The sequence below is a fragment of the Macrococcus bovicus genome (assembly GCF_004359575.1).
In the GTDB taxonomy this organism is placed as follows: Bacteria; Bacillota; Bacilli; order Staphylococcales; family Staphylococcaceae; genus Macrococcus; species Macrococcus bovicus.
In genome coordinates this window covers 122685-148809 of the sequence record NZ_SCWF01000003.1, presented here as the reverse complement: position 1 = coordinate 148809, position 26125 = coordinate 122685, and the positions used below count along the sequence as shown (strand labels likewise).

27 protein-coding genes are annotated in these 26125 nt (G+C 44.6%); 13 read left to right on the top strand and 14 right to left on the bottom strand.

What is annotated here, in order from left to right; genetic code table 11:
* Positions 1-20 precede the first annotated feature (20 nt).
* The 6 genes from prfB to ERX55_RS04525 all read right to left on the bottom strand — a co-directional run bounded on the left by prfB (position 21) and on the right by ERX55_RS04525 (position 7184).
* Positions 21-1122, bottom strand: a protein-coding gene (gene prfB / locus ERX55_RS04550) for a peptide chain release factor 2 (RefSeq protein WP_133451416.1) whose coding sequence is annotated in 2 segments (ribosomal slippage) — positions 21-1049 and positions 1051-1122 — 1101 coding nt in all. Because the reading frame shifts where the segments join, the coding sequence is not laid out codon by codon here.
* Positions 1122-3653, bottom strand: coding sequence for a preprotein translocase subunit SecA (gene secA / locus ERX55_RS04545; RefSeq protein WP_133451415.1), 2532 nt, complete (start codon positions 3651-3653; stop codon positions 1122-1124). Before secA ends, prfB begins: the two co-directional genes overlap by 1 nt.
* 113 nt (positions 3654-3766) lie before the next feature.
* Complete coding sequence (gene hpf / locus ERX55_RS04540; RefSeq protein ID WP_133451414.1) at positions 3767-4321, bottom strand: ribosome hibernation-promoting factor, HPF/YfiA family; 555 nt, start codon at positions 4319-4321, stop codon at positions 3767-3769.
* A gap of 65 nt (positions 4322-4386) precedes the next feature.
* Positions 4387-4965, bottom strand: a complete 579-nt coding sequence (locus ERX55_RS04535; protein ID WP_165983705.1) for a ComF family protein — start codon at positions 4963-4965, stop codon at positions 4387-4389.
* Between the two features lie 77 nt (positions 4966-5042).
* Complete coding sequence (locus ERX55_RS04530; protein ID WP_133451412.1) at positions 5043-6257, bottom strand: DEAD/DEAH box helicase family protein; 1215 nt, start codon at positions 6255-6257, stop codon at positions 5043-5045.
* A 69-nt stretch (positions 6258-6326) separates the two neighbouring features.
* A complete protein-coding gene (locus ERX55_RS04525; protein ID WP_133451411.1) occupies positions 6327-7184 on the bottom strand; it encodes a DegV family protein in 858 nt (285 codons plus the stop codon).
* A 122-nt stretch (positions 7185-7306) separates the two neighbouring features.
* Between ERX55_RS04525 and ERX55_RS04520 the strand changes: the two genes are divergently transcribed.
* Complete coding sequence (locus ERX55_RS04520; protein ID WP_133451410.1) at positions 7307-7942, top strand: YigZ family protein; 636 nt, start codon at positions 7307-7309, stop codon at positions 7940-7942.
* Here ERX55_RS04520 and ERX55_RS04515 read toward each other — a convergent pair.
* Positions 7935-8978, bottom strand: a complete 1044-nt coding sequence (locus ERX55_RS04515; protein ID WP_133451409.1) for a glycosyltransferase family 4 protein — start codon at positions 8976-8978, stop codon at positions 7935-7937. The genes ERX55_RS04520 and ERX55_RS04515 overlap by 8 nt on opposite strands.
* 165 nt (positions 8979-9143) lie before the next feature.
* On the opposite strand from ERX55_RS04515, the gene ERX55_RS04510 reads away from it, so the two are divergent.
* The 5 genes from ERX55_RS04510 to pepT are packed head-to-tail and all read left to right on the top strand — an operon-like array spanning position 9144 to position 13579.
* A complete protein-coding gene (locus tag ERX55_RS04510) occupies positions 9144-10013 on the top strand; it encodes a YitT family protein (RefSeq protein WP_133451408.1) in 870 nt (289 codons plus the stop codon).
* Entirely contained in the window at positions 10006-11067 is a 1062-nt protein-coding gene (gene gdpS / locus ERX55_RS04505) for a GGDEF domain-containing protein GdpS (RefSeq protein ID WP_133451407.1), read from the top strand. The genes ERX55_RS04510 and gdpS overlap by 8 nt, the downstream gene beginning before the upstream one ends.
* A 47-nt stretch (positions 11068-11114) precedes the next feature.
* Complete coding sequence (locus ERX55_RS04500; RefSeq protein ID WP_243721454.1) at positions 11115-11864, top strand: threonine/serine exporter family protein; 750 nt, start codon at positions 11115-11117, stop codon at positions 11862-11864.
* A 2-nt stretch (positions 11865-11866) separates the two neighbouring features.
* Positions 11867-12328, top strand: a complete 462-nt coding sequence (locus tag ERX55_RS04495; RefSeq protein WP_133451486.1) for a threonine/serine exporter family protein — start codon at positions 11867-11869, stop codon at positions 12326-12328.
* Positions 12329-12355: 27 nt separating this feature from the next.
* Positions 12356-13579: a peptidase T gene (pepT, locus tag ERX55_RS04490; protein WP_133451405.1), complete on the top strand. Its 1224-nt coding sequence runs from the start codon at positions 12356-12358 to the stop codon at positions 13577-13579.
* A gap of 28 nt (positions 13580-13607) precedes the next feature.
* Here the strand turns inward: pepT and ERX55_RS04485 are convergent, their stop codons facing one another.
* Complete coding sequence (locus ERX55_RS04485; protein ID WP_133451404.1) at positions 13608-14675, bottom strand: glycerate kinase; 1068 nt, start codon at positions 14673-14675, stop codon at positions 13608-13610.
* Positions 14676-14729: 54 nt separating this feature from the next.
* Complete coding sequence (gene ytxJ, locus ERX55_RS04480; RefSeq protein ID WP_133451403.1) at positions 14730-15050, bottom strand: bacillithiol system redox-active protein YtxJ; 321 nt, start codon at positions 15048-15050, stop codon at positions 14730-14732.
* 101 nt (positions 15051-15151) lie between these two features.
* Between ytxJ and ERX55_RS04475 the strand changes: the two genes are divergently transcribed.
* The gene (locus tag ERX55_RS04475) at positions 15152-15352 is read left to right on the top strand and encodes a hypothetical protein (protein ID WP_133451402.1); all 201 of its coding nucleotides are present in this window, start codon (positions 15152-15154) and stop codon (positions 15350-15352) included.
* Between the two features lie 9 nt (positions 15353-15361).
* Here ERX55_RS04475 and ERX55_RS04470 read toward each other — a convergent pair whose 3' ends face one another.
* A complete protein-coding gene (locus ERX55_RS04470; RefSeq protein ID WP_133451401.1) occupies positions 15362-16252 on the bottom strand; it encodes an EMYY motif lipoprotein in 891 nt (296 codons plus the stop codon).
* 77 nt (positions 16253-16329) lie between these two features.
* Here ERX55_RS04470 and ERX55_RS04465 point away from each other — a divergent pair, with 77 nt between their 5' ends.
* The 3 genes from ERX55_RS04465 (at position 16330) to ERX55_RS04455 (ending at position 18889) form a co-directional block, all read left to right on the top strand.
* Complete coding sequence (locus ERX55_RS04465) at positions 16330-16794, top strand: GrpB family protein (protein WP_133451400.1); 465 nt, start codon at positions 16330-16332, stop codon at positions 16792-16794.
* A gap of 44 nt (positions 16795-16838) precedes the next feature.
* A complete protein-coding gene (gene murB, locus ERX55_RS04460; protein WP_133451399.1) occupies positions 16839-17759 on the top strand; it encodes a UDP-N-acetylmuramate dehydrogenase in 921 nt (306 codons plus the stop codon).
* Positions 17760-17941: 182 nt separating this feature from the next.
* On the top strand, positions 17942-18889 hold the full coding sequence (locus ERX55_RS04455) for a cation diffusion facilitator family transporter (protein ID WP_133451398.1): 948 nt from the start codon (positions 17942-17944) through the stop codon (positions 18887-18889).
* 22 nt (positions 18890-18911) lie between these two features.
* Here the strand turns inward: ERX55_RS04455 and ERX55_RS04450 are convergent, their stop codons facing one another.
* Positions 18912-19625 carry a FixH family protein gene (locus tag ERX55_RS04450; protein WP_133451397.1) on the bottom strand — a complete coding sequence of 238 codons (714 nt, stop codon included), beginning with the start codon at positions 19623-19625 and terminating at the stop codon, positions 18912-18914.
* A gap of 198 nt (positions 19626-19823) precedes the next feature.
* Between ERX55_RS04450 and ERX55_RS04445 the strand changes: the two genes are divergently transcribed.
* The gene (locus tag ERX55_RS04445) at positions 19824-21017 is read left to right on the top strand and encodes a GTP-binding protein (RefSeq protein ID WP_133451396.1); all 1194 of its coding nucleotides are present in this window, start codon (positions 19824-19826) and stop codon (positions 21015-21017) included.
* Between the two features lie 17 nt (positions 21018-21034).
* Positions 21035-21184 carry a 50S ribosomal protein L33 gene (rpmG, locus tag ERX55_RS04440; protein ID WP_133430216.1) on the top strand — a complete coding sequence of 50 codons (150 nt, stop codon included), beginning with the start codon at positions 21035-21037 and terminating at the stop codon, positions 21182-21184.
* A 307-nt stretch (positions 21185-21491) separates the two neighbouring features.
* Here the strand turns inward: rpmG and nrdF are convergent, their stop codons facing one another.
* From nrdF to nrdI, 3 genes are read right to left on the bottom strand one after another with little or no spacing between them, the layout of a single operon-like run.
* Positions 21492-22457: a class 1b ribonucleoside-diphosphate reductase subunit beta gene (nrdF, locus tag ERX55_RS04435; protein WP_133451395.1), complete on the bottom strand. Its 966-nt coding sequence runs from the start codon at positions 22455-22457 to the stop codon at positions 21492-21494.
* Between the two features lie 26 nt (positions 22458-22483).
* Complete coding sequence (nrdE, locus tag ERX55_RS04430; protein ID WP_133451394.1) at positions 22484-24589, bottom strand: class 1b ribonucleoside-diphosphate reductase subunit alpha; 2106 nt, start codon at positions 24587-24589, stop codon at positions 22484-22486.
* Positions 24552-24938, bottom strand: coding sequence for a class Ib ribonucleoside-diphosphate reductase assembly flavoprotein NrdI (gene nrdI, locus ERX55_RS04425; RefSeq protein WP_133451393.1), 387 nt, complete (start codon positions 24936-24938; stop codon positions 24552-24554). Before nrdI ends, nrdE begins: the two co-directional genes overlap by 38 nt.
* Before the next feature lie 306 nt (positions 24939-25244).
* On the opposite strand from nrdI, the gene ERX55_RS04420 reads away from it, so the two are divergent.
* Positions 25245-26093, top strand: coding sequence for a DMT family transporter (locus ERX55_RS04420; protein ID WP_133451485.1), 849 nt, complete (start codon positions 25245-25247; stop codon positions 26091-26093).
* The last annotated feature ends 32 nt before the right edge of the window (positions 26094-26125 follow it).

The window sequence follows — 26125 nt, the reverse complement described above, 5'->3', positions numbered from 1 at the left end:
ATATAGCATCTGTTAAACCATTACAGCTGACTTTTTAAGTAAGCATCGATAAAAAGTGAGATATCACCATCCATGACAGCTGAGGTGTTACCTGTTTCAGCGTTCGTCCGGTGATCTTTGACCATCGAATAAGGATGAAAGACATAGGAGCGAATCTGTGAGCCCCAGCCGATCTCTTTCTGTTCGCCCCGGATTGCGAGCATCTCCGCTTCCTGTTCCTCAAGTTTACGCTGATAGAGCTTCGCCTTCAGCATTTTCATCGCCTGCTCCCGGTTCTTGATCTGTGAACGTTCATTCTGACATGTCACTACAATCCCGGTCGGATGGTGGGTGATTCTGACAGCAGAGTCTGTCGTATTGATATGCTGTCCGCCTGCGCCTGTCGCCCGGTATGTGTCCACACTAATATCTTCCGGATTGATCTCAATCTCAATATGATCATTATCGAATTCAGGCACGACTTCACACGATGCAAAGGACGTATGACGTCGACCTGATGAATCAAATGGCGAAATACGTACAAGGCGATGGACCCCTTTTTCTGCTTTTAAGTAACCGTAGGCATTGTGACCTTTAATCAGCAACGTCACACTCTTAATGCCGGCCTCGTCTCCTGGCTGATAATCAAGCGTTTCTACCTTGAAGCCCTGCTTATCGCTGAAACGCTGATACATGCGCAGGAGCATCGCCCCCCAGTCCTGGGACTCTGTACCACCGGCGCCCGGATGAAGTTCAAGAATCGCATTATTGGCATCATATTCACCGTCTAAGAGCATCTTCAGTTCGAACTGATCGACCTCTTCGCTGAGACTTCTTAAGTTGTCAGCGATCTCCGCTTCCATCTCTTCGTCACTTTCTTCTCTGACCATCTCCAGCATGACTTCGATGTTCTCTTTCTCTTCGAGCAGCTTTTTATAGCCGTTCACTACTTCTTTTAAGGCGTTGCTTTTATTGATGATGTCCTGCGCCTGAGTGGCATCATCCCAGAAGCCCGGCTCAGCCATCATCTCATCATATTCCTGTATATTCGTCTCTTTTTCCTCTAAGTCAAAGAGACCCCCTGAAACTCGTTAATTTTTCATCAATTGATGAAAGAGTATGCTTGATTTCAAATGCTTCCATTAATTCTCATCTCTTCCGTGACAGTTTTTGTATTTTTTGCCGCTGCCGCATGGACAAGGTTCATTACGTCCAATTGTCGGCTCCGCTTGTTTAGGCTGTTTCTTCACTTTCTCTTTACCATCATTTGCAATCATGGCTTCACCTTGAGCCACTTGTTCACGCTCTACTTGCTCGCCTTTATCGATGATCGACTTAAGCACATATTTAGAGACGTCATCCTCAATGTTGTCGAGCATGTCCTCAAACATGGTGAGACCTTCATTCTGGTACTCACGTAATGGATTGATCTGTCCATAAGAACGTAAATGGATACCCGTTCTCAGCTGATCCATTGTATCAATATGGTCAGTCCATTTCATATCAATGGTGCGCAGTAGAATCATACGCTCGAACTCATGCATCTGTTCGCCGAGCTGAACTTCCTGACGTTTATACTGGGCGTCGATGTGATTCATGACGATATCATAGATTTCATCGTTATCCCGACGAGCAATCTCTTCCTCTTTCAGGTCACCTTCAGGCATGTACATATCTTCAATATAATTGATGAAGGTTGCGTAATCCTGCTGATCATTTTCACCTGTAAAATGGGCATTGACAGCACGGCGCACCGATTCCTGGATCATGGAGTGGACTTGAGCTGAACAGTCCTCCTGCTCGAGAATATCGTTACGCTCTTTGTAGATGATCTCACGCTGTTTACGCAGCACATCATCATACTCAAGGACACGTTTACGGCTGTCATAGTTATTGCCCTCTACTCGTTTCTGTGCAGATTCCACTGCACGTGACACCATCTTAGATTCAATCGGTGCCTCGTCGTTCATACCGAGACGTGTCATCATATTCTGCATCCGTTCAGAGCCGAATCGGACCATCAGTTCATCCTGCAGTGACAGATAGAAGCGACTGAAACCAGGGTCTCCTTGACGACCTGCACGTCCTCGCAGCTGATCATCGATACGACGGGATTCGTGACGTTCTGTCCCGATAACCGCAAGACCGCCGAGTTCTTTCACGCCTTCACCCAGCTTGATATCTGTCCCACGACCGGCCATGTTGGTCGCAATGGTCACGGCGCCTTTCTGACCGGCATTCGCTACAATCTCTGCTTCTCGTTCATGGTTTTTGGCATTCAGCACGTTGTGGCGGATGCCGCGTTTCTTAAGCAGATCTGAGATATATTCACTCGTCTCAACCGCTACGGTGCCGAGCAGCACAGGTTGTCCGGTCTTATGACGTGCAATCACTTCTTCAACGACAGCACCCAGCTTACCTTTTTCAGAGGCAAAGATTAAATCCGCATTATCTTCGCGGGCAATAGGCTTATTCGTCGGAATTTGTGTCACGACCATATTGTAGATGCTGATAAATTCCTCTTCTTCTGTTTTTGCTGTCCCCGTCATACCAGACAGTTTATTATACATACGGAAGAAGTTCTGGAATGTAATAGAGGCCATTGTTTTAGATTCATTCTGAATTTCCACGCCTTCTTTTGCTTCAATCGCCTGATGGACACCGTCAGAGAAACGGCGTCCCGGCATGGTACGGCCTGTGAACTGATCGACGATAACGATCTCGCCGTCTTCCACGACGTAATCCACATCTTTCAGCATCGAGCGATGGGCTTTTAAAGCAATGTTGATGTGATGCATCAGGCTGACATTTTTCACATCATAGAGGTTATCCACTTTGAACATTTTCTCGGCTTTATCGATACCACTTTCTGATAACTGGATACCCTTTGTTTTTTCATCATAGTTATAATCGATGTCCGGCTTCAGCATCTTGACAAAGACATTCGCCTGAATATACATGCCGGTCGATTTCTCAGCCTGGCCTGAGATGATAAGAGGGGTTCTCGCTTCATCAATTAAGATGGAGTCAACCTCGTCGATAATCGCAAAGTTCAGCGGACGCATGACGCGTTCTTCGCTGTATGTCACCATGTTATCCCGTAAATAGTCGAAGCCGAGTTCGTTATTCGTACTGTATGTAATATCAGCTGCATAGGCTTCCCGTTTCTCTGCGGTTGTCTTACTGTTCAAGTTCAGACCGACAGATAAGCCGAGGAAATTATAGAGCTGTGCCATTTCTTCAGACTGCGTGCTTGATAAGTATTCATTGACGGTAACCACATGCACACCGCGTCCTGTCAGTGCATTCAAATAGACCGGCATTGTCGCCGTCAGTGTTTTACCTTCACCGGTCTTCATTTCCGCGATATCACCGCGATGAAGAACGGTCCCACCCATAATCTGAACGGGATGAGGAAACATGTTAAGCACACGCTTCGATGCCTCACGTACAACTGCGAACGCTTCAGGCAGAATACGGTCAAGATAATCCTGCTGCGCTCTATAATCTTCTATTTCTTTCAGTTCATTCTGATACATAACGGTCATGTTTTTCAGCTCATCATCTGTTTTTGCTGCCATGATATCTTTGAAGCCATCTACTTGATCTGCAATCTTAGACAATGATTTTACTTCACGTTTATTGCCGTCCAACATCTTTTTAATGAATCCCATGTTTTTCTCTCCTTTAGTTACCATCTACAACAATTAATAATACCATTTATTCAATTGTTATAAAAACATAACGGCATGAAAAATCCCCTCTTACACGTAAGAGGGGATGCTCATTATTCTGCTGATGTCTCAATTAAACCATACTTGCCATCTTTACGACGGTAGACGATATGAGTGCCATTTGTTTCAGCATCGTTAAAGATGTAGAAATCATGCCCGAGCATATTCATCTGCAGGACGGCCTCTTCAGAATCCATCGGTTTTAAATCGAACTGTTTAGAACGGATGATTTCAATTTCAGGCTCTTCCTCTTCTTTCTCCGCTTCAGTGAAGACAGGGAAAACATCTCTTTCAATCCCTTTTTCGCGGAATTTACGATTGACTTTTGTTTTATGTTTTCTGACCTGACGTTCCAACTTCTCAACAATCAGATCAATTGCCGCGTATAGATCATCGTGACGTTCTTCTGCACGCAGGGTAACATTTTTAAGTGGAATAGTGACTTCAATTTTAGAGCGAGAATCTTGGTAAGTCTTAACTTTGACATGTGCATTCGCCTCCGGCACATTAGCAAAGTAACGCTCAAGTTTACTCAATTTCTCCTCGATGTAGTTTCGGATTGCATCTGTTACTTCGATATTCTCTCCGTGAATTTCATATCTGATCATAATGAAACAACTCCTTATGAAACCTATTCTGTGGTGTTTCTTCCTACCTTTATTCTAGCATATAATCAAGGTCTTGCAAACGTTAACACTTCAACAGTATGAACACCTTGTGCCCGCAGAACTTCGGCTGCATGATGGACGGTCAGACCTGTCGTATAGATGTCATCAATCAGCAGAATGCGGCCATCGACCGGCCTGCTGACAGCAAAAGGATTCACCTGCTTCAGCCGCTCTTTCTTGGTCAGTTCAGACTGCTTCAGCCGGCTGCTCATTGTCAGGCAGCGGCTGCACGGCACCGGCAAATGGGATAAGATTTCCTCCATCTGACTGAAACCCCGCTGCTTCAGTTTCTCATCACTCGTCGGTAATGCGATGACCGCATCGAACGATTTCATGTAAGATAGATGCCCGCGGAGCAGATATGCAAAAACCCGAGCAAGCTTGATATCCCCTCTGCCTTTGTATGCATGGATGACTTCTTTCATGAAATCATTGTAATCATAGAGAATCTGAATGCGGTCCAGCGGCTTAAAATACTGATGCATGAACCGACAATCTGAGCATGTCTTTTCATCGACCAGAAGACGGTGGCAGTGTGGACAGCGCTGTCCCTGCAACTGTTCAAATGCTGCCTCACATTCCATGCAGATGATCCGCGGAGGTGAGAAGTAATTGCTGAGAAACAAGGGTTCACTGACAGGTTGAAGACAAACCAGACATTTCAATCGATCCATCCCCTTTTCTTCGCGTCAATATTCATCTTTCTGATCTCCTGGACGGCCGCCTGCATCTCTCTTGAAACGCCATCATGAAAAAATCTGACCGTCCCCTCGTAAGGAATGAATTTGCGGTCTACCCGTCCGGCCATCTGGACCAGGCATTCAGCCGTGTAGGATTCTGCACCTATCACATAGACATCCAGATTCGCCATTGTAAACCCGCGTTCAAGTATAGTCGTCGTGAATATAATGGCGTGCTGTCCGGCCCTGATGGCTTCTACTTTCTCATGTCTTAAAGCATCAGCGGCATAGACTGTCACCGGCTGAAAGTCGCGATATACATCTGCCGCTTGTGCCATATCTGAGATATTGTTGAAGAAAACCAGCAGATAAGTAGCCGGCTGACGTTTCAGATAGGGCGACAATCCACCTTTCATCAGCTGCCTTTTCGACAGATATTTATAACTCGGAACAGGTAAAGGTCTTCTATGATACCTAGCCGGCAGGACGACTGTCACCTCCTTCATCTCCCTCTGCAGCTCTTTTGACGGTGTCGCTGTCAGGTAAACCAGAGCGGCATCCTTTGTCGCAGCCCGTTCCAGCGTTTGTCTCAGACGCTTATCCATCGGCAGCGGAAAGGCGTCCACTTCATCGACTATCACCAGACCAAAGTGGTTCTGATACTTGACCAGCTGCTGCACGGTGCTGATGACGAATGTACTGTTAAATTGCAGGGTCTGCCCCTGATATAAGACATCGATGTCTGTACGAAAATATTCATTCATCCGCAGATAGAGTTCTTTGACGACATCTACACGTGGCGACACTAGTGCCACGTTCTGCCCCCGCTGTCTCGCTACTTTAATGCCCTCTAATATCATCTCTGTCTTGCCGGCGCCGGTCACTGCGTGAAGCAGCTTCCGCCCTCCTTCTATGACCGTTTCCACGATGGCACGGCTGGCATATTGCTGCTGGTCGGTGAGCTCGAAGTCCAGTTGGTAATCCGCCTCTTCATATACAGGCGGCAGTTCCAGTAAATCATAGAATGTCTCGGTCGACGAGTAGGTCATCCGTATACAGGACCGGCAATAGCTCACTTCCTTCTCGAAGCCATGATGGTAGAACTGGTGGAACAGCTCCTTCTCTTCATTCATACAGTAGTGACAGCGGCCATCCTTCACACCTTGCATCTCTTTACCTTCAATAAGTAAGCCCATTCTTACCTCCAAAGAAAAAAGCACACTTAAATAAGTGTGCTGTCATAAAATATTAAGAATAAAAACAGTTTACAATTTTAAATCTCTTTTAACCACGCCGAGCGCCATCGCGCCTTCACCTAAGTGAGTGGCGATGACCGGTGTAATATCGGAGACGATGAAGTGAATGTCCGGAAATCTGTGCTGCACATCTTTCAGCCATTCGAGTGCTTCTGCCTCTGCGTTGGAATGCAGGACGCATCCAGTCACTGCTGTTTCACCATCTATAAATTCTGCCGTTAATTCCTCAATGCGTTTCAACGCTTTTTTCTTTGTTCTGACTTTTTCTGCAGCGACAATTTTAGTCTCAACAAAATGCAGAATCGGCTTCACTTGCAGCATGCTGCCCACGAAGGCTTGAGCCCCTGTCAAACGGCCGCCCTTTTTAAGGTTCTTCAGATCATCGACCATGAAATAAGCAGCCTGCTCACGAACCATCGCTTGAAGTTCTGCAACTATTTCGTCTACAAGAGCACCCTGCTCGATCATCTGCGCTGCTCTGATGCACTGAAAGGCCTGCGGTGTCAGTGAAATTTCTGAATCCACTGCATGAACCGTAATGCCTTCTACCATATCACCTGCTGTAATAGCGCTCTGATAGGTTCCACTGATACCGCTCGATAAATGGACGGCGATGACATCGGTATAACCTGCTGCCTTCAGCTCTTCCAGTTTCCCCACATATTCACCGACAGCGGGCTGGCTGGTCGTCGGCAATTCACTTTCAGCACGCATTCTGATGTAGAATTCCTCCATTGACATATCGACTTTCTCGCGGTAGGGCTGGCCATCAAGCAAGACATTCAGATAGACTTCATGAATATGATACCGTTCTTTCATTTCGTCGCTGATATTTGCGGTTGAATCTGTTAATACTGCAATCTTCATAACTTCCCTCCTTACAGTTCCCCACACAAGTATCATACCATTTTTATCCTAAAAATAAAGTTAAAGCATTGTTGATGTGTCGCAAGTTGACTATACTGAAAATGAATATGGAGGAATGCAGAATGGAGAACTATATCACGATTAAAGAGGACTTTGAAACAGAAGAACTGATCAATAAATCCCGCTTTATCACTTATCTCTTTAAAGTCGAGAATGAGGAAGAAGCAAAAGGGCGGATAGCGGAGATCAAAGCACTGCATAAGACGGCGAACCATAACTGCTCTGCCTATACAATAGGGGACCAGCACCAGATCCAAAAGGCGAATGATGACGGTGAACCATCCGGCACTGCAGGTGTCCCGATGCTGGAGACGCTGAAAAAAGAGGATATCCATAATGTCGTCGCTATCGTCACACGTTATTTCGGCGGCATCAAACTCGGTACAGGCGGCCTTATCCGTGCTTATCAGTCAGGTGTAACAGAGGCCATCAAAGCAGCCGGGAAAGTACGCATCCAGAATGCCATACTTTACGAGGTGACGCTGAACTATGATCAGACGGGCCGCTTTGAATATGATATCGCCGACCAGCCTTACGAAATCGTCGACCAAGTCTATACCGATAAGGTGACGTACAGCATCCACGTGACGGCTGAAGATGTCGCAAGCTTCGAAAGCTTTGTCAGCGAGACCACACAAGGTCAGGGCCAAATAAAAAAAGAAGCAGAACTGATGCTTCCTTTTCCACTATCTATTTAATGATTTTTCGATAGAGCTTGATGAGCGGCTTATAGTTGTCATCAATCAAACCGGTAAATTCTACAATCATCTCAATGGTAAACAGAATAAGAACGGTCATGACAATGGCACCGATATTGGTCGATAAGTAAAGAATGACGGATGCTGAACTGAAGAGCAGCGCTATGGAATAAATGAGGATAACCGTCTGCGGATGTGAGTAACCGTGATCGAGCAGCTTATGATGCAGATGAGACTTATCCGCCTGCATAACCGGCTGACCTTTCAAGTAGCGTCTGATCATCGCAAAGACCATATCGATGAATGGCACCCCCAGAATAATAATCGGGAACAGGAGCGAGATCAACGTAATATTCTTGAAGCCGAGCAGACTGAGCACCCCGATGATAAAACCGAGCGTCAAGGCACCGTTATCACCCAGAAAGATCTTCGCCGGATAAAAATTATAGCGAATAAAACCGAGCAGCGAGCCGATCAGTACGCTGCAGATCATCAAAATAAAAATATTGCCCTGGAAGATGGCAATAAGGCCGATAGTACCGAGCGCAATCATTGAAACACCCGATGCGAGACCATCCAGTCCATCCACTAAATTGATGGCATTTGTCACAGCGACAATCCAGAGAATCGTCACCGGGACACTGAGGACGCCAAACTGGATGATGACGCCAAAGGGTAACGTGATCAGATCAATTGTAATGCCATGATAGACCACGACCAGACTGATTAAGATCTGTCCGATCAGTTTAATAATAGGCTTCAGATCAAATATATCATCAATCAGGCCGAGCAAATTAATCAGGATGGCCCCTATCACCAGGGGAACAATTTCTTCCTCTATCGGCTGCGCGATTTTAATACCAATCAGAAATGAGATAAGCAGGGCTAGTCCACCGATAACTGAAACAGGCTCTTTATGAACTTTGCGTATATTAGGTTTGTCCATTGCGCCGATGTAGGGAGAGACCCAGATCAAAAGCGGCGTCAGACAGTAGGAAATAGCTGCTGTAATAGCAATCAGCTTTAAGGTAAACATAGACCACCTCGAGGTTTATCTTATCTTTAAATATAGCATAATCGTCTACATCTAGGAATTATATTAAATATTTATTATGACTGCTGACGTCATTGACGAATGTTCATTTATGACTCATAATAAGACGGTTAATGAAAAAATACAATTTATAAGAAGGAGGATTATATGAAAAATCCGGTTTTAAGAGATTATTTCTACATGATTATAGGTTCTATTCTGGTCGGTATCAGCTATAACTTTTTTCTGCTCCCCTCTGAGATAGCAGCGGGTGGGATATCGGGTGTCAGCACCATACTTTATAACGCTTTCCGCATTCAGCCTTATCTGACCCAGGCCTTGATTAATATTCCGATTTTTATTGCCGGATGGATTGTTCTCGGACGCTCGTTCAGTCTGAAGACAGCAATCGCGACTTTCCTGATCCCCTTCTTTATCTTTATCTCGAAAGATTTCGTCGTTCACGGTGTCCATAACTCTCTCCTAGGTGCTATCTACGGCGGGATTGTCCTCGGGATCGGCCTCGGTCTTGTCTACCGCGGTAAAGGCTCAACAGGCGGGACTGCGACGCTTGCTCAGATCGTAAAAAAATATACATCATTATCCAGCGGGTTCTGTCAGCTGATAGTCGATGCTGTCGTCGTGCTGCTCAGTGCATTCGTCCTCAGCTTTGAATCTGCGCTTTATGCATTAATATCCATCTACGTGACAAGTAAGGTCATCGATTTCGTCGAACTGAAAGCTGGTGACAATAAGCTCGTCTTCATCATTACAGATCAGGAGGCTGTGGTCGGTCAGCTGATTTATGACACGGTTGAACGTGGTTATACCAAAATCAGTTCTATGGGCGGTTTCACCGGCGAAGAGAAGACATTGCTGTTTTCGGTCATGGAGCAGCGGGAAGCGATTTATTTCAAGCAGGTGATCAACGATGAAAATCTCGATGCCTTCACCGTCTTCCTGAGCGCATCCGACATTATCGGCCGCGGATTCTCAAAAGAAAAAAACTATATGACTAAGGATGTGCCACATGATTGAGACCCTGATATTTAATGTTGCGATTACCATCAGCGGATTCTATCTTTTCCATCGCCTGCAGTTTTTTGAAGAGAAAGAAATTGTCTTCTCAAAAAATTATATTACGCTGCTGATGACTTTCATCAGCTGTCTGTTACTGACCAACCCGCTTCAGTTCGATGATGTCACTTTTGTGCTGGCTTTCGTTCCCTTATTGTTTCTTGCTCGTTATACTAATTTTGTCTATACGATGCTAGGTGCTGTCGTGACGAGTCTGGTGGCAGTCTTCTGGCTCGGCTACGACATGGATATTGCGATCATCCTTCTTGTCATTGCGGCTGTCACCGGGCTGATAGGTCCTTTTCTCTCCTATTCTCACTTCGTCAGTATCCAGTGGCTGACAGCCATCGGTCTCGCTATCATTGCAGCCAGTCTGTATTTCAGAGACCTGACGCATCCAATGGAATATTTCATTCTGATATTCTGTTCATCTTTTATCCTGTCCATCTGCAGCAGTCTGATGTTCGTCGATATCTGGCGCATCTCTCAGCTGATCCAGCGCTATGAAAATGAGAAGACGATGGACTATTTAACAGGCCTCGGCAATGTGAGAGAATTTGACCGCTCACTGAATAAACTGAGCTATGAAGCTGAACACCGTACTATTGCGCTCTTACTGATTGATATCGACGGCTTTAAAGATGTCAACGATGCATACGGCCATAATGCGGGTGACGCCGTCTTAAGACAGATGGGCCAGGTGCTGACCAACTATATCCCAAGAAATATTAAAGCTTATCGTAATGGCGGTGAGGAATTTTCCGTCATTCTGACAGATGTCACACTCGATGCGGCGATCAAACTTGCCGAAAGTATTCGTAAAGGCGTCAAAAATTCTGCGTTCCACCTACCGAACAAAGAAACAATTTCCTTGACTGTCTCTATCGGTGTTGGGTATCTTCAAGAAAAGGATATCAAATCGCATCGCAAAATCTTTAAAGATGCAGATGATACGCTTCATGCTGCTAAAGAACAAGGACGCGACACGGTGATGTTCAACCCTATTATTAAATAACAGAAAGGCTCCTTTCTGTTATTTTTTTTATGAACAAGGAGGTCATCATGAATCAGATAGATGAAAATAAAGTCATTGCCGTTGTCTTACTCGCCGGTAAAATCCTGCTGGAAAGCGGTGCAGAAACTTACCGCGTCGAAGATACGATGACACGAATCGCGAGACACTACGGACTACATTCCACCAACAGTTTTGTCACACCAACAGCCATCATATTCTCTGCTTCTTCAGAGTCATCATCGAGACTTCTACGGGTCTTATCACGAACAACAGACCTCGAGAAAATCGCAGAAACCAATGAGATATCACGGGCCATTACGGCGGATGTCTTATCACTTGAGACCGCCCATGAAGCGCTGCAGGATCTGGCAGCATCCAATCAGCACTTTCCTTACTGGCTGCGCATGATGTCAGCGGCTATTGTCAGCGGCCTGTTCCTTATTATGTTCAACGGAGATTTCCGGGATATCATTCCAAGCATTATCGCGGGCGGTATCGGCCTGATGGTCGCTGAATTTATCCAGGAGCATACCCGCCTGAAATTCTTCGCTGAGTTTGGCGGTGCATTTGTGATTGCGATCACTGCTCTCCTCGCCGTGAATTATTTAGGTGGGGTCTCGCTTAATAAAGTCATCATCTCTGCTGTGATGCCTCTTGTCCCGGGTGTACTCATTACAAATGCCATCCGGGATCTCATGGCGGCGCATCTTCTCGCAGGGGCAGTCAAGGGCGTCGAAGCAAGTCTGACTGCTTTTGCAATCGGAACGGGGGTTGCAGTATGTCTGATTTTACTTTAGAAATGCTCTGGTTCGCCCTGCAGTTTATCACCAGCTTCTTTGCCACGGTTTTCTTCGCCATTGTCTTCAATGCACCAAGAAGACTGCTGTTACCGTGCGGCTTTGTCGGCGCTGTCGGCTGGATCATCTATTATGTGCTCTTCACTTACGACGTCTCAGCGGTGACCGCCTCATTTGCGGGCGCTCTATTCTTAGGCATCACCGCTCACTTAATGAGCCGGTATTACAAGCAGCCGGTCATCATTTTCTATGTAGCGGGCATCATTCCGCTCGTGCCCGGAGGACTTGCTTATGATGCAACCAAAAATCTGATCATCAATGATTATGATACGGCGATTCAGAACGGAATAAAGGTTGCGCTCATATCCGGGGCTATTGCTTTCGGTCTCATCGTCGCAGAAATGATTTTCCACTCTTTCTTCAGAGTACGCAGATATGTTCACAGAAGACAAAATTCGTTATAATAAGGGGACAACAAGGGAGGGGTTCAATTGAAACAAGCATTAATCGACCGTCTGAGTCGTTATGTTCAGATCGACACACAATCAGATGCAGCAAGTACGACTACACCATCTACAGAGAAGCAGTGGGACTTACTGCGCTTACTGGAAAGCGAGATAAGCGCGTTAGGTCTTGAAGTCTCCGTCGATGATAAAGGTTATCTGATGGCGACACTGCCCGCTAACAGTGACAAAGAAGTGCCGGTTCTAGGACTTCTGGCACATGTGGACACAGCAACAGACTTTACAGGCACTCGCGTTCAGCCGCAGATCATCGAGTCTTATGACGGCAGCGATATCACCTTAAAAAATGGCTTAGTGATCGCCAAAGAGAAGTTCCCGGAGCTTCAGCACTATACTGGCCATACGTTAATGACAACAGATGGTACAACTTTACTCGGCGCTGACAATAAAGCGGGGATCACCGAGATCATGGAGACCATCATCTATCTGCAGAATCATCCAGAAATCAAGCACGGCACTATCCGCTTCGCCTTTACACCAGATGAGGAAATCGGCCGGGGTCCTCACCACTTCGATGTTGAACGTTTCGGGGCTGAATTTGCCTATACGATTGACGGCGGCCGTCGCGGAGAACTGCAATATGAAAGTTTCAATGCAGCAGGTGTTGAGGTACACTTCAAAGGAGTCAACGTACACCCTGGTTCCGCAAAAGATAAGATGGTGAATGCACAGACACTGGCAATGGCCTTTCATCAGCAGCTGCCGGCCCACGAAGTCCCTGAGCAGACGGAAGGCTACGAAGGCTTCTATCATCTTGTTGAGATGTCAGGTTCTGTGGAAGCTGCTTCTCTCTCCTATATCATCCGCGATCATGACAAAGAGAAATTCAGTGCACGTAAAGAAACCATGCAGCGTGCAGCTCAGACTATTGCTGAGACATACGGCGAGACGTCTGTGCATATAGAAATCCATGACCAGTATTTCAATATGGGTGAGAAAATCAAGCCTTATCCTCAGCTGATCGATATCCCGCTGCAAGTGATGAAGGAACTGGAAATCGAGCCGATTGTCGAGCCGATCCGGGGCGGGACAGATGGGTCACAGCTCTCTTATATGGGACTGCCGACGCCTAACCTATTCACTGGAGCTGAAAACTTCCATGGCCCCTACGAATACGTCTCTATTGATGATATGGAGAAATCCGTACACCATATCGTCGGTATCATCAGAAAATTTGAAGAACTTGCATAAAAAGAAGCCACTGACAATTCAGTGGCTTCTATTGCTTTGCAAGGGTCAGCAATGTTTTAATGCCGTTCTGCAGCTGTATGCCCAGCTTCAGTTTATCGGTATCAGTCGTCATATCCGGATAGACATTCAGAAAGTGCACGGCTTCACCCGGCGGCGCAAACTGTTGTCCTGCCGCCAGATAAATGTATAGTTGTGTGCCTGCTCTTTGTGTCATCGCTTGAGCGACGAGTGAGCTGTCAGAAGGGCTGATTGTTCCGCCGCCGTAGACCACAATATCTGCTTCTTCAAGAAGTTCCTTCAGGCTGGTCTCCTCAAAAATCATGTCTTTTGAAGACAGGATGCGCGCATCGAACAGACTCTCGAAGATACTGCGCAATCCACCTGCATGGCCACCGTTCTTCGGATTTAAAGTCAGCCCCGCTTTTTTATACTGCTCATTCAAATACCAGATGTTATTATCAATGGTCATTTTTGCCGTATCATCAAGCAGAGATGCCGCTATCTGGCTGTCATTACCGAAGAGATAATAATCCCGGTCACTGATCACTTTGAAGGTGCTCTCCGACAGACGATCATCAAGTCCGCTCAGATCCATTCTTCTGACGTACTTAATGTGTTCTGAGGATAGCGGCCCCGTCATTCTGTTATCCTCTCTATCAAAGAATACTGCGCCGAGTTTTTCAAGCAGCCCGATACCACCGTCATAGACCTCTGATTCGCCTAACGCAATAGTAAACGAACGATACCCTAGATCAAGGCCGTTCAATATCACCTGACCGAGACCATATGAAGAAGTCTTGAGCGGGTTGGCTGTAGCACCGAACAGCGGCGTACAGTCAATATAGAGACAATCCTGGATTACAGCCGTTGTCATATCACGCTGCCTGAGATCAGCATCTGGAACCTGCCATTGATATTTGATGCCTTGCTGCCAGGATAAGATGCCTTCAATCAGGTGTTTCTGACCATCAAATAAAGGGACACTGATCATATTGCCGTCAGGATAAACGGCTCTTACCCCTTCTTCGATGTAACTGGACGCCTCACCTGACGTCAATATATCTTCAAAACGATCTATCGCCACTAATATATTCATTGTAATCTCCTTCAAAAATAAATAACCAATAGCCAGGCTATCAGTTATCCCTTTTTATTCTTCTGCTGCTGATAATGAAGACACCGTAATATGATTGTGAGAGTCATGCCAGACAACCTGCTGATCTACAAAATAGAACACTTGCGGTGATTCGTGTTTGATACCGGTCTTTTCAGCAATATAATTCGAAAGTTCTCTCGCTTCCTGCACGGTCAGATAATAGCCATCCATATCACGCTCATACAGAAAATTATTATACTGGTCATAAGCGTTCAACGAAATCGGGCATGTCAGGGAATGCTTCATCACAAAGACCTTATCATGTTCCTGGATGGTCTGTTCGAATTGTTCAATACTGTTTAATTTAATAACCATTCTTTCACCTCATCATTGGTTAACTCGTTAACTTATTTATTTAATACCCCACGCCGCTTTAAATAGTCATGTTATAATCTAAATTAAAAAGGAGGGATATTATGGCCAAGCCCCCACTTCCCGTGAAACGCTGGAGTGTAGTTGACACGATCAATACTTGTCTGCTGATTGCGGTCTGCCTGTTTGTCATAGACTTTCAGGAGAACGCCACATTATCATGGGTGATTATTATCGCCTTCGGTATCTGGATTATCACCGTGATTGCGCGCAATATTTATCTGTCAAAGTTAAGGCAGAAGTAACTTGAAGAGTCAGTCCTGCTCTTCAAGTTTTTTTAGTGCCTGGTAATACCGGTTATCTAATGTCTTGATTTCTTTGGCTTTTGACAGGATATTCTGAACGGGTAATTTTCTGAGCTTCTCCTCTATTTTCATTGCGGTCTTGCGTTCTTTATAGTAACTGATCAAGCTATAGTAGATTTCAAGCTGCGACTGCCTTAAGCGTAATGTATTTTCAGCAGTCAGATGAATCTGATTAAGAGACTTTACGTGACCGTTGAGCAGCGGTATCAGTTTATTATCGATAAAAGCAATCCGTCTGGATGTTTCAGAAGTATTCATCAACTCTTCGACATGCGTTTTCAGTTCTTCGTTGTTATGATTGATGACCTGCGTTAATTGATTGTAATCTTTTGCTTCCTTTTTATCCGCTGAAGCTAATGCTGCATATTTCTCACTTGTTTTCTTATTCTTCTCAAAGATCTGGGTATAACCTAGAATTTCCTCGTTAGATTCTATTGAATGATTATAAAGTGAGATATAAGTATAGATGTTATGGATAAATGTCTTTTTCTCATCAAAGTTACTGATATAAATATCATGGACCTCCTGTATATCCGGATTATCCACCTTCACTTTATTCATTTTATCTTCATATACTGCGAGCTGAGGTAAGACTTTATTTTGAATGACCTGCTCTTTTTCCTGTAAATTTCTCTTTTTCTGGTCTGTCACTTCTGAACCTATCAGCTGGTCAACTTTGTCCAGTGCCAGCTCATCGATATATTTCACTAATTTCTTTTCTTCAGATTGAACATCTTTCATCTGCATCTTATAATCTTTAATATCGGCATGCAGACTATTCCCGCATCCCGCTAAAAAAATGATAGCGAACAGCATAAGACCATAGAATTTTATATTCATATATCTACTCCTTGCTTACCCTATTATAACTAAACCGCTCAGCAATATAAATACTAAATAATGACAGAGGTTATTTCATGACTGATATTCAGAACCAATTCAACGATAAACGCCGCATGCTGCTGGATCTTCTGGATTCACCTGTAATCGATGTTCAGCATATCGGCAGTACTGCTTTAGGTGACGAAGGAATTATGGACATCCTGGTGATTGTACCGAGTTTACATGCCATGACCACACTTGACGAGAAACGCCTCAACCAAGCAGGATTTTATCGCCTTCACCACCCTTATCACAAGAAATGTGTCTTCAGTGAGTTTCACGACCTGATTTCATTGCAGGAAAAATGCCGGCTGCACATCGTGGAAGATCAAAGCACTAAAGCTCTTCATTACCAGGCTGCTCAGGACATGCTTACCGAGTCTGAAGCGTTGGCTGCAGAGTTCAGGGCCTATAAAGCAAGTATCCGGCACCTGCAAAAGAAAGATTATGAATCAGCCAAAGCAGACTGGTTCAGGCTGCGTATCGCAAATAAGCATTAAAATTGCTATAATGGTTATTAAGATTGTACGAAAGGGCGAACGCCATGATTGAAAATTCATTACTAGAAGAACTGTCCACTCTTATCCCACGTGAACGGATTAAAGTAGACGAATCCCTGAAGAAATATACCTATACTAAAACCGGCGGCCATGCCGACCTCTATATTTCACCCCATCGCTACGAAGAAGTCAGTCTCATTATGAAGTTTGCCAAGAAACACGACATTCCGGTCACCTTTCTGGGTAACGGCTCAAATATCATCATCCGGGATGGCGGTATCCGCGGCATCGTTCTGAGCCTCCTCAACTTCACTGATGTCCAGGTCGAATATGATCAGATCATCGCAGGAAGCGGGGCAGCTATTATCGAGGTCTCAAGAATCGCACGTGACCATCATCTGACCGGGCTGGAATTCGCTTGCGGGATACCCGGCTCAATCGGCGGAGCTGTCTATATGAACGCCGGAGCATATGGCGGCGAAGTCAAAGATTGTATCGACCACGCGAAAGTGGTCAATGAAGAAGGTGACATCCTGACTCTTTCCAAGGAAGAACTCGAACTGGATTACAGAACGAGTTCTATACAGAGTCAGCATCTTGTTGTCCTTGAAGCTACATTCAAGCTAGAACGCGGTGATGTCACTGTCATTCAAGCTAAAATGGATGACCTGACGCAGCGACGTGAAGAAAAGCAGCCGCTTGAATATCCGTCATGCGGCAGTGTGTTCAGAAGACCCCCCGGCCATTTCGCTGGCCAGCTGATTCAGCAGGCGGGTCTGCAAGGTCATCGTATCGGAGGAGTCGAAGTCAGCACCAAACACGCCGGCTTCATCGTCAATGTCGATAACGGCACCGCAACAGATTATGAAGAGATGATTGCCTATGTCCAGGCCACTGTTCTTGAACATGCCGGTGTGGAATTGCAGCCGGAAGTCAGAGTAATAGGTGAAAAAGCAGCAGACTAATCTGCTGCTTTTTTGATAGGAGTGTGAATACTGATTTAGATTCTGACTGTCAGAAATACAAAAGGCGCTTACTTCCATGTTCTTTCTGTACTTGGCAGCGGCTTCCTTGCTTACACAGGTCACCTTGGGGGTAGAATTGTATATGAGAATAATAAAATCACTGCAACTCAAGGAGAATAACTATGAGAAAAACATACAGTCAGCCTCATTACTATCATCACGTTGAACACCTAAAAGAACAGCAAGGCTCCAAAAAGACGCTCTGGGCGTCTCTTTTAATCACTTTATTTTTTACAGTTGTTGAAGTTGTCGGCGGTATCCTGTCGAACTCACTCGCCCTTCTGTCTGACTCTGCCCATATGCTGAGCGATGTATTAGCACTTGGGCTGTCGATGATTGCGATTTACTTCGCAGCAAAAGCCCCTACTGCCCGTTATACCTTCGGCTACTTAAGACTTGAAATTCTGGCGGCACTGCTCAACGGGCTTGCCCTTGTCGTCATCGCTCTCGGTATCTGTTATGAAGGCATTATGCGTATTGTGCATCCACAGCAAGTCGATGTGAAACTGATGCTGACTATCTCACTGATCGGTCTGGTGGTTAACATCATCCTGACCCTTATCCTTGCCCGCTCATTGAAGGGCGAAGATAATATCAATGTTCAGAGTGCGCTCTGGCATTTCATCGGTGACCTTTTAAATTCTGTCGGCGTCATTGTTGCCGTTGTGGTCATCTATTTCACGCACTGGGTGCTGATTGACCCTATCCTAAGTATTTTGATTTCACTTATCATCTTCCGCGGTGGTTATAAGATCGTTAAGAACGCCTGGGATATTCTGATGGAGAAAGTGCCTGATGGATTGGATACAGATGAAATCATCGCGCGGATGAAAGAGCATCCGAATGTCCTGGATGTCCACGAGTTCCATTTATCCGCTATTACAACCGGTCATTATAATCTGTCTGCCCACGTCGTCGTGGATAACAGAAGTGACGCTGAGAACTATCAGGTCATCAATGAGCTGGCGGCGATGCTGAAGGAAACCTACAAGCTCGATCATACTACTTTACAGGTCGAACATCTTCAGGCCAATCACTTGGATGACCCTTATTTCGCACAAATCAAATAAGAGACAGGCAGCCGCCTGTCTCTTATTTTAATGTGAACGTCGCCTCTGTATGGACGTGGAAACCTTCTTTATTTTCCGCATGTGCGGTCACTGTATATTTCCCAGCTTCATCAAATGTTTCCTGGCCTTCATACTGACCCGCTTTTGTTTCTTTCAGGTCAACCCATTTAGTTTTACCGTCAGGCATCATCACTTCTAAACGCGTCATCAGTTTTTCTTTCGCTTTACCCGCTTCATCTTTTACGTGGATCATGAAGTCAGTCGGTTCACCTTTCACGGCTTTAATCGGCATCACGTGAATAGCACCTTCGTGATGCGCATGTTCGTTATGTTTAGCTTCGCCAATCAAAATCGTTTTATCCGGCATAGTATGCTGACTTTTAGCTGTGACGTGACTGATGACCTGATAGCTGCCATCCTTATCAAATGTATAAGGCAGTTCATAGACACCATCTTTAGCTTCTTTCACCATTTTTTTAGTCGATTTGTCTTTGTCTCCATCTTTGATGATTTCAAACATAACTTCGTCAGCATCATTGATTGCTTTTCCGTTCTGTGTAACTTTTGCTGTCAATTTAACTTCATGACCTGCTTCCGCTTTTTCCGGGACGCTGAGAGCCACTTTAACAGGCTCTACTGATGCTGTCTCCTGTTTGGCATGGTCATGCTTTTCTTCAGTCTGACCGCACGCAGCAAGTATCAGGCCGGCAGACAGGATAACGACTATTTTTTTCATTGTATAACTCCCTTTCTATTTGTCAGTCATTTCCTATTATCTTGATTCTTCCTCCATTAATCAATGTCGAAATCGTGACAGCAACTGCTGTTCATCTTATTGTTACTATTTCTGACAAAATTAAAATAATCACTTTACTTTTGTAGAGAAATAGCGTAATATAATAAATCGTAACTATTACGAATTGGAGGTGATTGTATGGCAGTCCCAATTACTGTACTCAGTGGCTTTCTAGGGGCCGGTAAAACAACGCTACTTAACCATATTCTAACCAATACACAAAATATGCGTATCGGTGTCATTGTCAACGATATGAGTGAAGTTAATATAGATGCAGAACTCGCTGTCATGAAACGCAGTGATGAAAAAATGATTCAGCTGCAGAATGGCTGCATATGTTGCACGCTTCGTGAAGATTTATTAATTGAAATAGATAAACTCGTTCAGACACATCAACTTGATTATATCGTCATCGAATCAACAGGTATCTCTGAACCGTTACCTGTCGCCCAGACATTGACACTTGAAGACGAAGTGTTAGGTATCAAATTATCTGACAATACTGTCCTTGATACAATGGTGACAGTTGTAGATGCTCACCAGTTCTGGCATGATTTCGCGTCCGGAGAATCACTCGCAGACCGCCAGATGGGCAATGATGGAACAGATGACCGCGAAGTCATTGATTTACTTATCGATCAAATAGAATTCGCAAACGTCATTCTGCTTAACAAGATTGATTTAATCACAACGGATGACTGTGAAGAGTTAAAAAGGCTGCTTATGCAGTTAAATCCAGATGCGAAGATTTACGGTACTCAGGACTCAGTAATCGATCTTAATCTCATCTTGAATACGAATCTATTTGATTTTGAGAAAGCGAGTCAAAGTGCTGGCTGGATTAAAGAACTGAACTCGGAACACATGCCAGAGACTGAAGAATATGGAATTGCATCCTTTGTATACCGGAGAAGAAAACCTTTTCATGCTGAGCGCTTTCTGACATTTCTGGAGAATTTCCCGCTCACCGTTGTGCGCTCTAAAGGATTCTACTGGCTCGCAACAAGAAATAATATGTGCGGCTTACTGTCGCAGGCCGGGAACTCGATTCAGCTGCAAGGCGCCGGTGAATGGATAGCGACATATAGCGATAAGGATATTGCGCTCGAAATGCAGGAAGATCCTACTCTGGCTGCGCGATGGGATAAGGTTTACGGAGATCGACAGACTGAACTTGTCTTCATTGGAATAGAAATGGATCAGTCAGCGATTATCCAGGCACTGGATGAGTCTCTTTTGACAGATGAAGAAATGACGCAAGACTGGTCTCAGATGCCTGACCCTCTGCCAGCATATACGGTAGAAGAAAACAATGCAGAAATCATACTATAATATAGGGAGACATTAAAATGAGAGTAAATGTAACTTTAGCTTGTACAGAATGTGGAGACCGTAACTATATCACCAAGAAAAATAAACGTAATAACCCTGAACGAATCGAACTGATGAAATACTGTCCACGTTTAAAGAAATATACCCTGCACAGAGAAACAAAATAAGAAAAGTTATGAGATTCGAATGAGCAACGTCCCGCAGATCCACTTTGCGGGACGTTGCTCTTCATATGAAGATGCTTTACACCGCGTATCGTCCCGCAGATCCATTTTGCGGGATGTTGCTCTTCATATGAAGATGCTTTACACCGCGTATCGTCCCGCAGATTCACTTTGCGGGACGTTGCTCTTCATATGAAGATGCTTTACACCGCGTATCGTCCCGCAGATTCACTTTGCGGGACGTTGCTCGGCTGCTATACAATTTGCTCTAAAAAACCCATCACAATATACACATTGTGATGGGTTCATTTTATTCAAATATGAAATCTTCGTCTGTCAGTGCTTCAACATTTAGTGCGAGCACGTAGCCATCACCTTTCACACTGAAGAAATCATGGTTCTTGGTACTTGTATTCAGTGCATTCTCGATGATTGGATTGAAGCCACGTTCTTCGAAGTAAGGTTCAAATCCTAAGTTAGCAAGCGCTTTGTTCCCGTTATATTTCACATAATTCAGTACGTCTTCTGTCAGCCCGACACGATTATATAGTTCACGTGTATATGACGCCTCATTGCGGTACAGATCATCCAGCATTGCATACATTTCTTTATCCGCTCTCAGCTTATCATCTTCTGATAATTCATTGCGCAGGCTCTGTGCATCCAGTCCTGTAAAGACACCATGAATCGATTCATCGAGCAGGATCTTACGGATGATTTCACCTGAAGTGGTCATTCTGCCCTGGCCGGCTAAGTACAGTGGATAGTAGAAGCCACTGTAGAAGAGGAATGTTTCCAGGAATACAGATGCCACACGCGCCATATACTGATCATAAACACTCGCTTCCTTCGTCCAGAGTTTATGATATTTCTCTAAAATACGGTTGGCTTTATAAGTCAAATGAGGCTCACTTGGTACCCACTCGTTCAACAGCTCATCTGTTTCATTTGATGGCAGGAGCGTCGTGAAGATATGAGAATAACTTTTCGCATGGATATTCTCCATCATCCCCATAAAGGAGTAGACCGCCTTTTTGCGCAGATCAGTTGTATGCATCATAATGAGCGGCATGCCATCATCAGCTTGCTGGGTATCGAGACCTGTCAGACCGGCCAGAGCGTGATTGAATGTATACTTTTCGTCTTCTGTCAGCTCTTTCCAGCTGGCGATATCTTTAGAAACCTTAAATTCTGTTTCCACCCACATCTGCGAGATATTCTGACGCCAGAACATGTTAGTCATATCTTCCTGTGTATTCCAGTTTACTGCTTTCATCTTTAATCCATCCTTGCATTAATTAGTTAGATTGCACAACTTGTACATTCTTCAACGCTCAGTAGTTTGTTACGTGTATAGTAAAGTGATTTAAGTCCTTTATGATGGGCATAAACGTAGAGTCGTGAAAGTTCACGCGTAGAAATCTCAGAATTGACGAACAAGATAGTAGAAATACCTTGATCGATATGCTGCTGAATTGTTGCGATTAAGTCAATCAGTTTCATCTGATCCGTACTGAAAGCTGATTTGTAGAACCACATCGTCTCTGGTGATAAGAACGGCATCGGATAGAAGGTTTCAGCATTCCCATATGTACGACGCTCAATCTGATCAACAATCGGCATGACCGAACTTGTGGCGTTCTGGACATATGAAATACTTTGTGTCGGCGCAATCGCTAAGCGGTATGCATGGAAGAGCCCGTGCTCTTTTACCTGGGCACTCAGTGCTTGCCAGTCTTCTTGTGTCGGAATATGAATGCCTTCAAAAAGTGCCTGTACTTTCTCTGATTGAGGTGCAAAGCTCTCCTTGATATATTTCTCGAAATACACCCCGGATTTATAATCTGATTTTTCAAAGTCAGCGTAGACTTCCTGACGTTCTTTGGCAATTTCCATTGATCGTTCGATGGAATAGTAGTTCATCATCATAAAGAATGTATTGGCAAAGTCTTTAGCTTCTTCTGATTCATACGCAATCTTATTTTTAGCGAGATAACCATGCAGATTCATCACACCGAGTCCGACAGAATGTAACTCCCGGTTCGCTTTTGCGACACCCGGCGCATTCTTGATGTCAGCTTCATCACTGACAGTTGTCAGTGCATCCATACCTGTATGCACTGATTCACGCACTTTACGTGATTCCATGACGTTGACGATGTTCAGTGAACCTAAATTGCATGAAATATCACGTTTAATCTCATCATCAGTGCCGTAATCGTTGATAACAGACGTTTCCTGCAGCTGGAAAATCTCCGTGCATAGATTACTCATCTTGATCTGCCCGATATTGCTGTTGGCATGGACTTTATTGGCATTATCTTTGAACATTAAGTATGGGTACCCGGACTGCAGCTGAGTCTGTGCAATCATGTTGAGCATTTCACGCGCATCTTTAGATTTCTTCATAATATTAGGGTTTGCCACTAATTTGTCATACATCTCATCCAAATTGATATCATCCAATGTCTGTCCGTATTCCGCTTCTACTGTATGAGGCGCGAACATAAAGAAGTCCTTGCCTTCTTTTGCCAGCTCAAAGAACTTAGAAGGGACAATGAGCCCTGTTGAGATAGTAGAAAGACGTAAATCTTCATCGGCGTTGACTTTCTTAGTATCTAAAAACTCGAGCACATCATAATGGAAGATATTGAGGTAGACCGCTCCTGCTCCCGGACGCTGACCCAGCTGATCGGCATAACTGAAGCCGCCTTCTAATGCTTTGGCAACCGGCAGCACACCTTTTGCGACACCTTTGATGCCTTTGATTGCTTCACCACGGGCACGAAGTTTTGAGAGATTGATGGCAACACCGCCGCCGATCTTAGACAGTTGTTTCGCTGTTGAATCGATATAGTTGATAGAGTTCAGAGAGTCATCTACCTCCAGCAGGAAACACGATACAAGTTCACCACGGCGCGCACGGCCTGCATTCAAGAAGGTCGGGGTGGCCGGCTGGTAACGTTGCTCGACCATAGCATTGATGAGTTCCTTCGCTTTCTCTTTATGGCCTTTCGCCAGGTAGAGACTGACAATTACAACGTGTTCTTTATAATCTTCGAGGTAGGCTTTTTTATCATTTGTCTTCAGCGAATAATCCTTGAAGAACTTACTTGCAGACATATAACTCGCGAACTTAAACGGCAGACGTTCTGCATAAGCGATAATTTCTTCAAGGTCAGTCTCAGAATAATCCTCAAACAGATTATAATAGAACTGATTGTCGACTAGATAATGGAGTCGTTCAAGGGGTGAATCAAAATGAATAGTCTTGTCATTGATTTCCTCTAAGTAGACAGCAAGGGCATCCTGATCTTTGTCGATATCAAAGAAGCCATCTGCACGACGCTTTGTCACCTGGTTATTAAGTTCAATATGATTGTACTGTTTGTCGTCTAAGACTTTCATTTACTTCATCCACCTTTTCGTTGAATAATTGTACGTCATGCGCGTTGCCATGGAGCTCAAATTTCATGAGTAGCGGAACATGGTATTCAGCCGCAATCAGATCACCTGACCGGGCGAAATTCTGACCCCAGTTGCGGTTTCCACTGCTGGCGACTGCTACAAGATAACGACTGTTCCGATTCAGGAACTGACGAACTGGATCAGGCACTTCACCGAAGCCAATTGTTCCTGTCACTACAATAAAAGGCTCCTCAATCGTCTGGATATCCAGCAATGATTCGCCAGTAAAATTTGATTTTTGTAAGAAACGTCTCACATTACCGGTGAGCGAATAGTAGACTATTTTCACATTTATCACTTCCTATGTAAAAAACGCTCTAAAAATGAATATGTAGGATATCTGAGGACAAAACACAATATATTGTGTTTTGTCCTCGGAAGCACCACAAGATATATGAAATATTATAGCACGTTTGTTCGCTCTTTCAATCGATTATACCCAGATTTTTTTTAATTTAGACCCTTGACTTTTAGCCGAAATTCTTAACCTGTTGCTACACATAGCTTTGAAAAATTATTACATTTTGATGACAGGATTCCAGACCGTAAGGGTGATTATGTTAAAATGAATTATCTTATTTGGAAGGTCGTCATCATGAATCATATACAAAAAGGTATCTTCGCTCTACTCATCGCCTCCCTCGGCTTCAGCCTGATGGGGGCATTTGTCAAACTGTCAGGTGATATCCCTGTTCTGCAGAAAACGCTGTTCCGCAATCTCGTCGGAATGATCATTCCGCTTTACTTTGCCATCAAGCACCGGGAACGTCTCTTCGGACGAATGCAGAATCAGCCCCTTCTGATAGCAAGAAGCACGTTCGGCCTGATCGGTGTCGTTCTGAATTATATAACCATCGATCATATGGTGCTGAGTGATTCAGATATGCTGAATAAACTGAGTCCCTTCTTTACCATCCTCCTATGTGCCCTCTTCCTGAAAGAGAAGATTAAACCTTATCAGATGACAGCTATCCTTGTCGCTTTTATCGGTTCACTTTTCATTATTAAGCCGAGCTTCTCAAGCGATATGTTCTATGCACTTATCGGTGTTGCCGGCGCTCTGTTTGCAGGTTTTGCATATACAACGTTACGGGTCCTCGGGCCGCGAGAGAAGTTCTATACCACTGTCTTCTATTTTTCTTTCTTCTCAACTGTTGTCCTGATGCCCTTCGTCCTATCTGATTTCCATGCCATGACCATGACGCAGACGTTCTATCTGATTCTGTCAGGTGTTTTCGCGACAATCGGCCAGTTCGGAATCACCATCGCCTATCAGTACGCGCCTGCAAAAGATATCTCCATATTCTTCTATGCAACGGTGCTTTTCAGCGCTATCATCAGCTTCGCCTTGTTCAATCAAGTACCGGATATATTCAGTTTTCTTGGTTACTTCATTGTCTTCAGCGCAAGTTTATATATGTTCAAAAAAGCAAAACTTGAGTAAACACCAGATTTATAGTAGTATCAGTACGATTA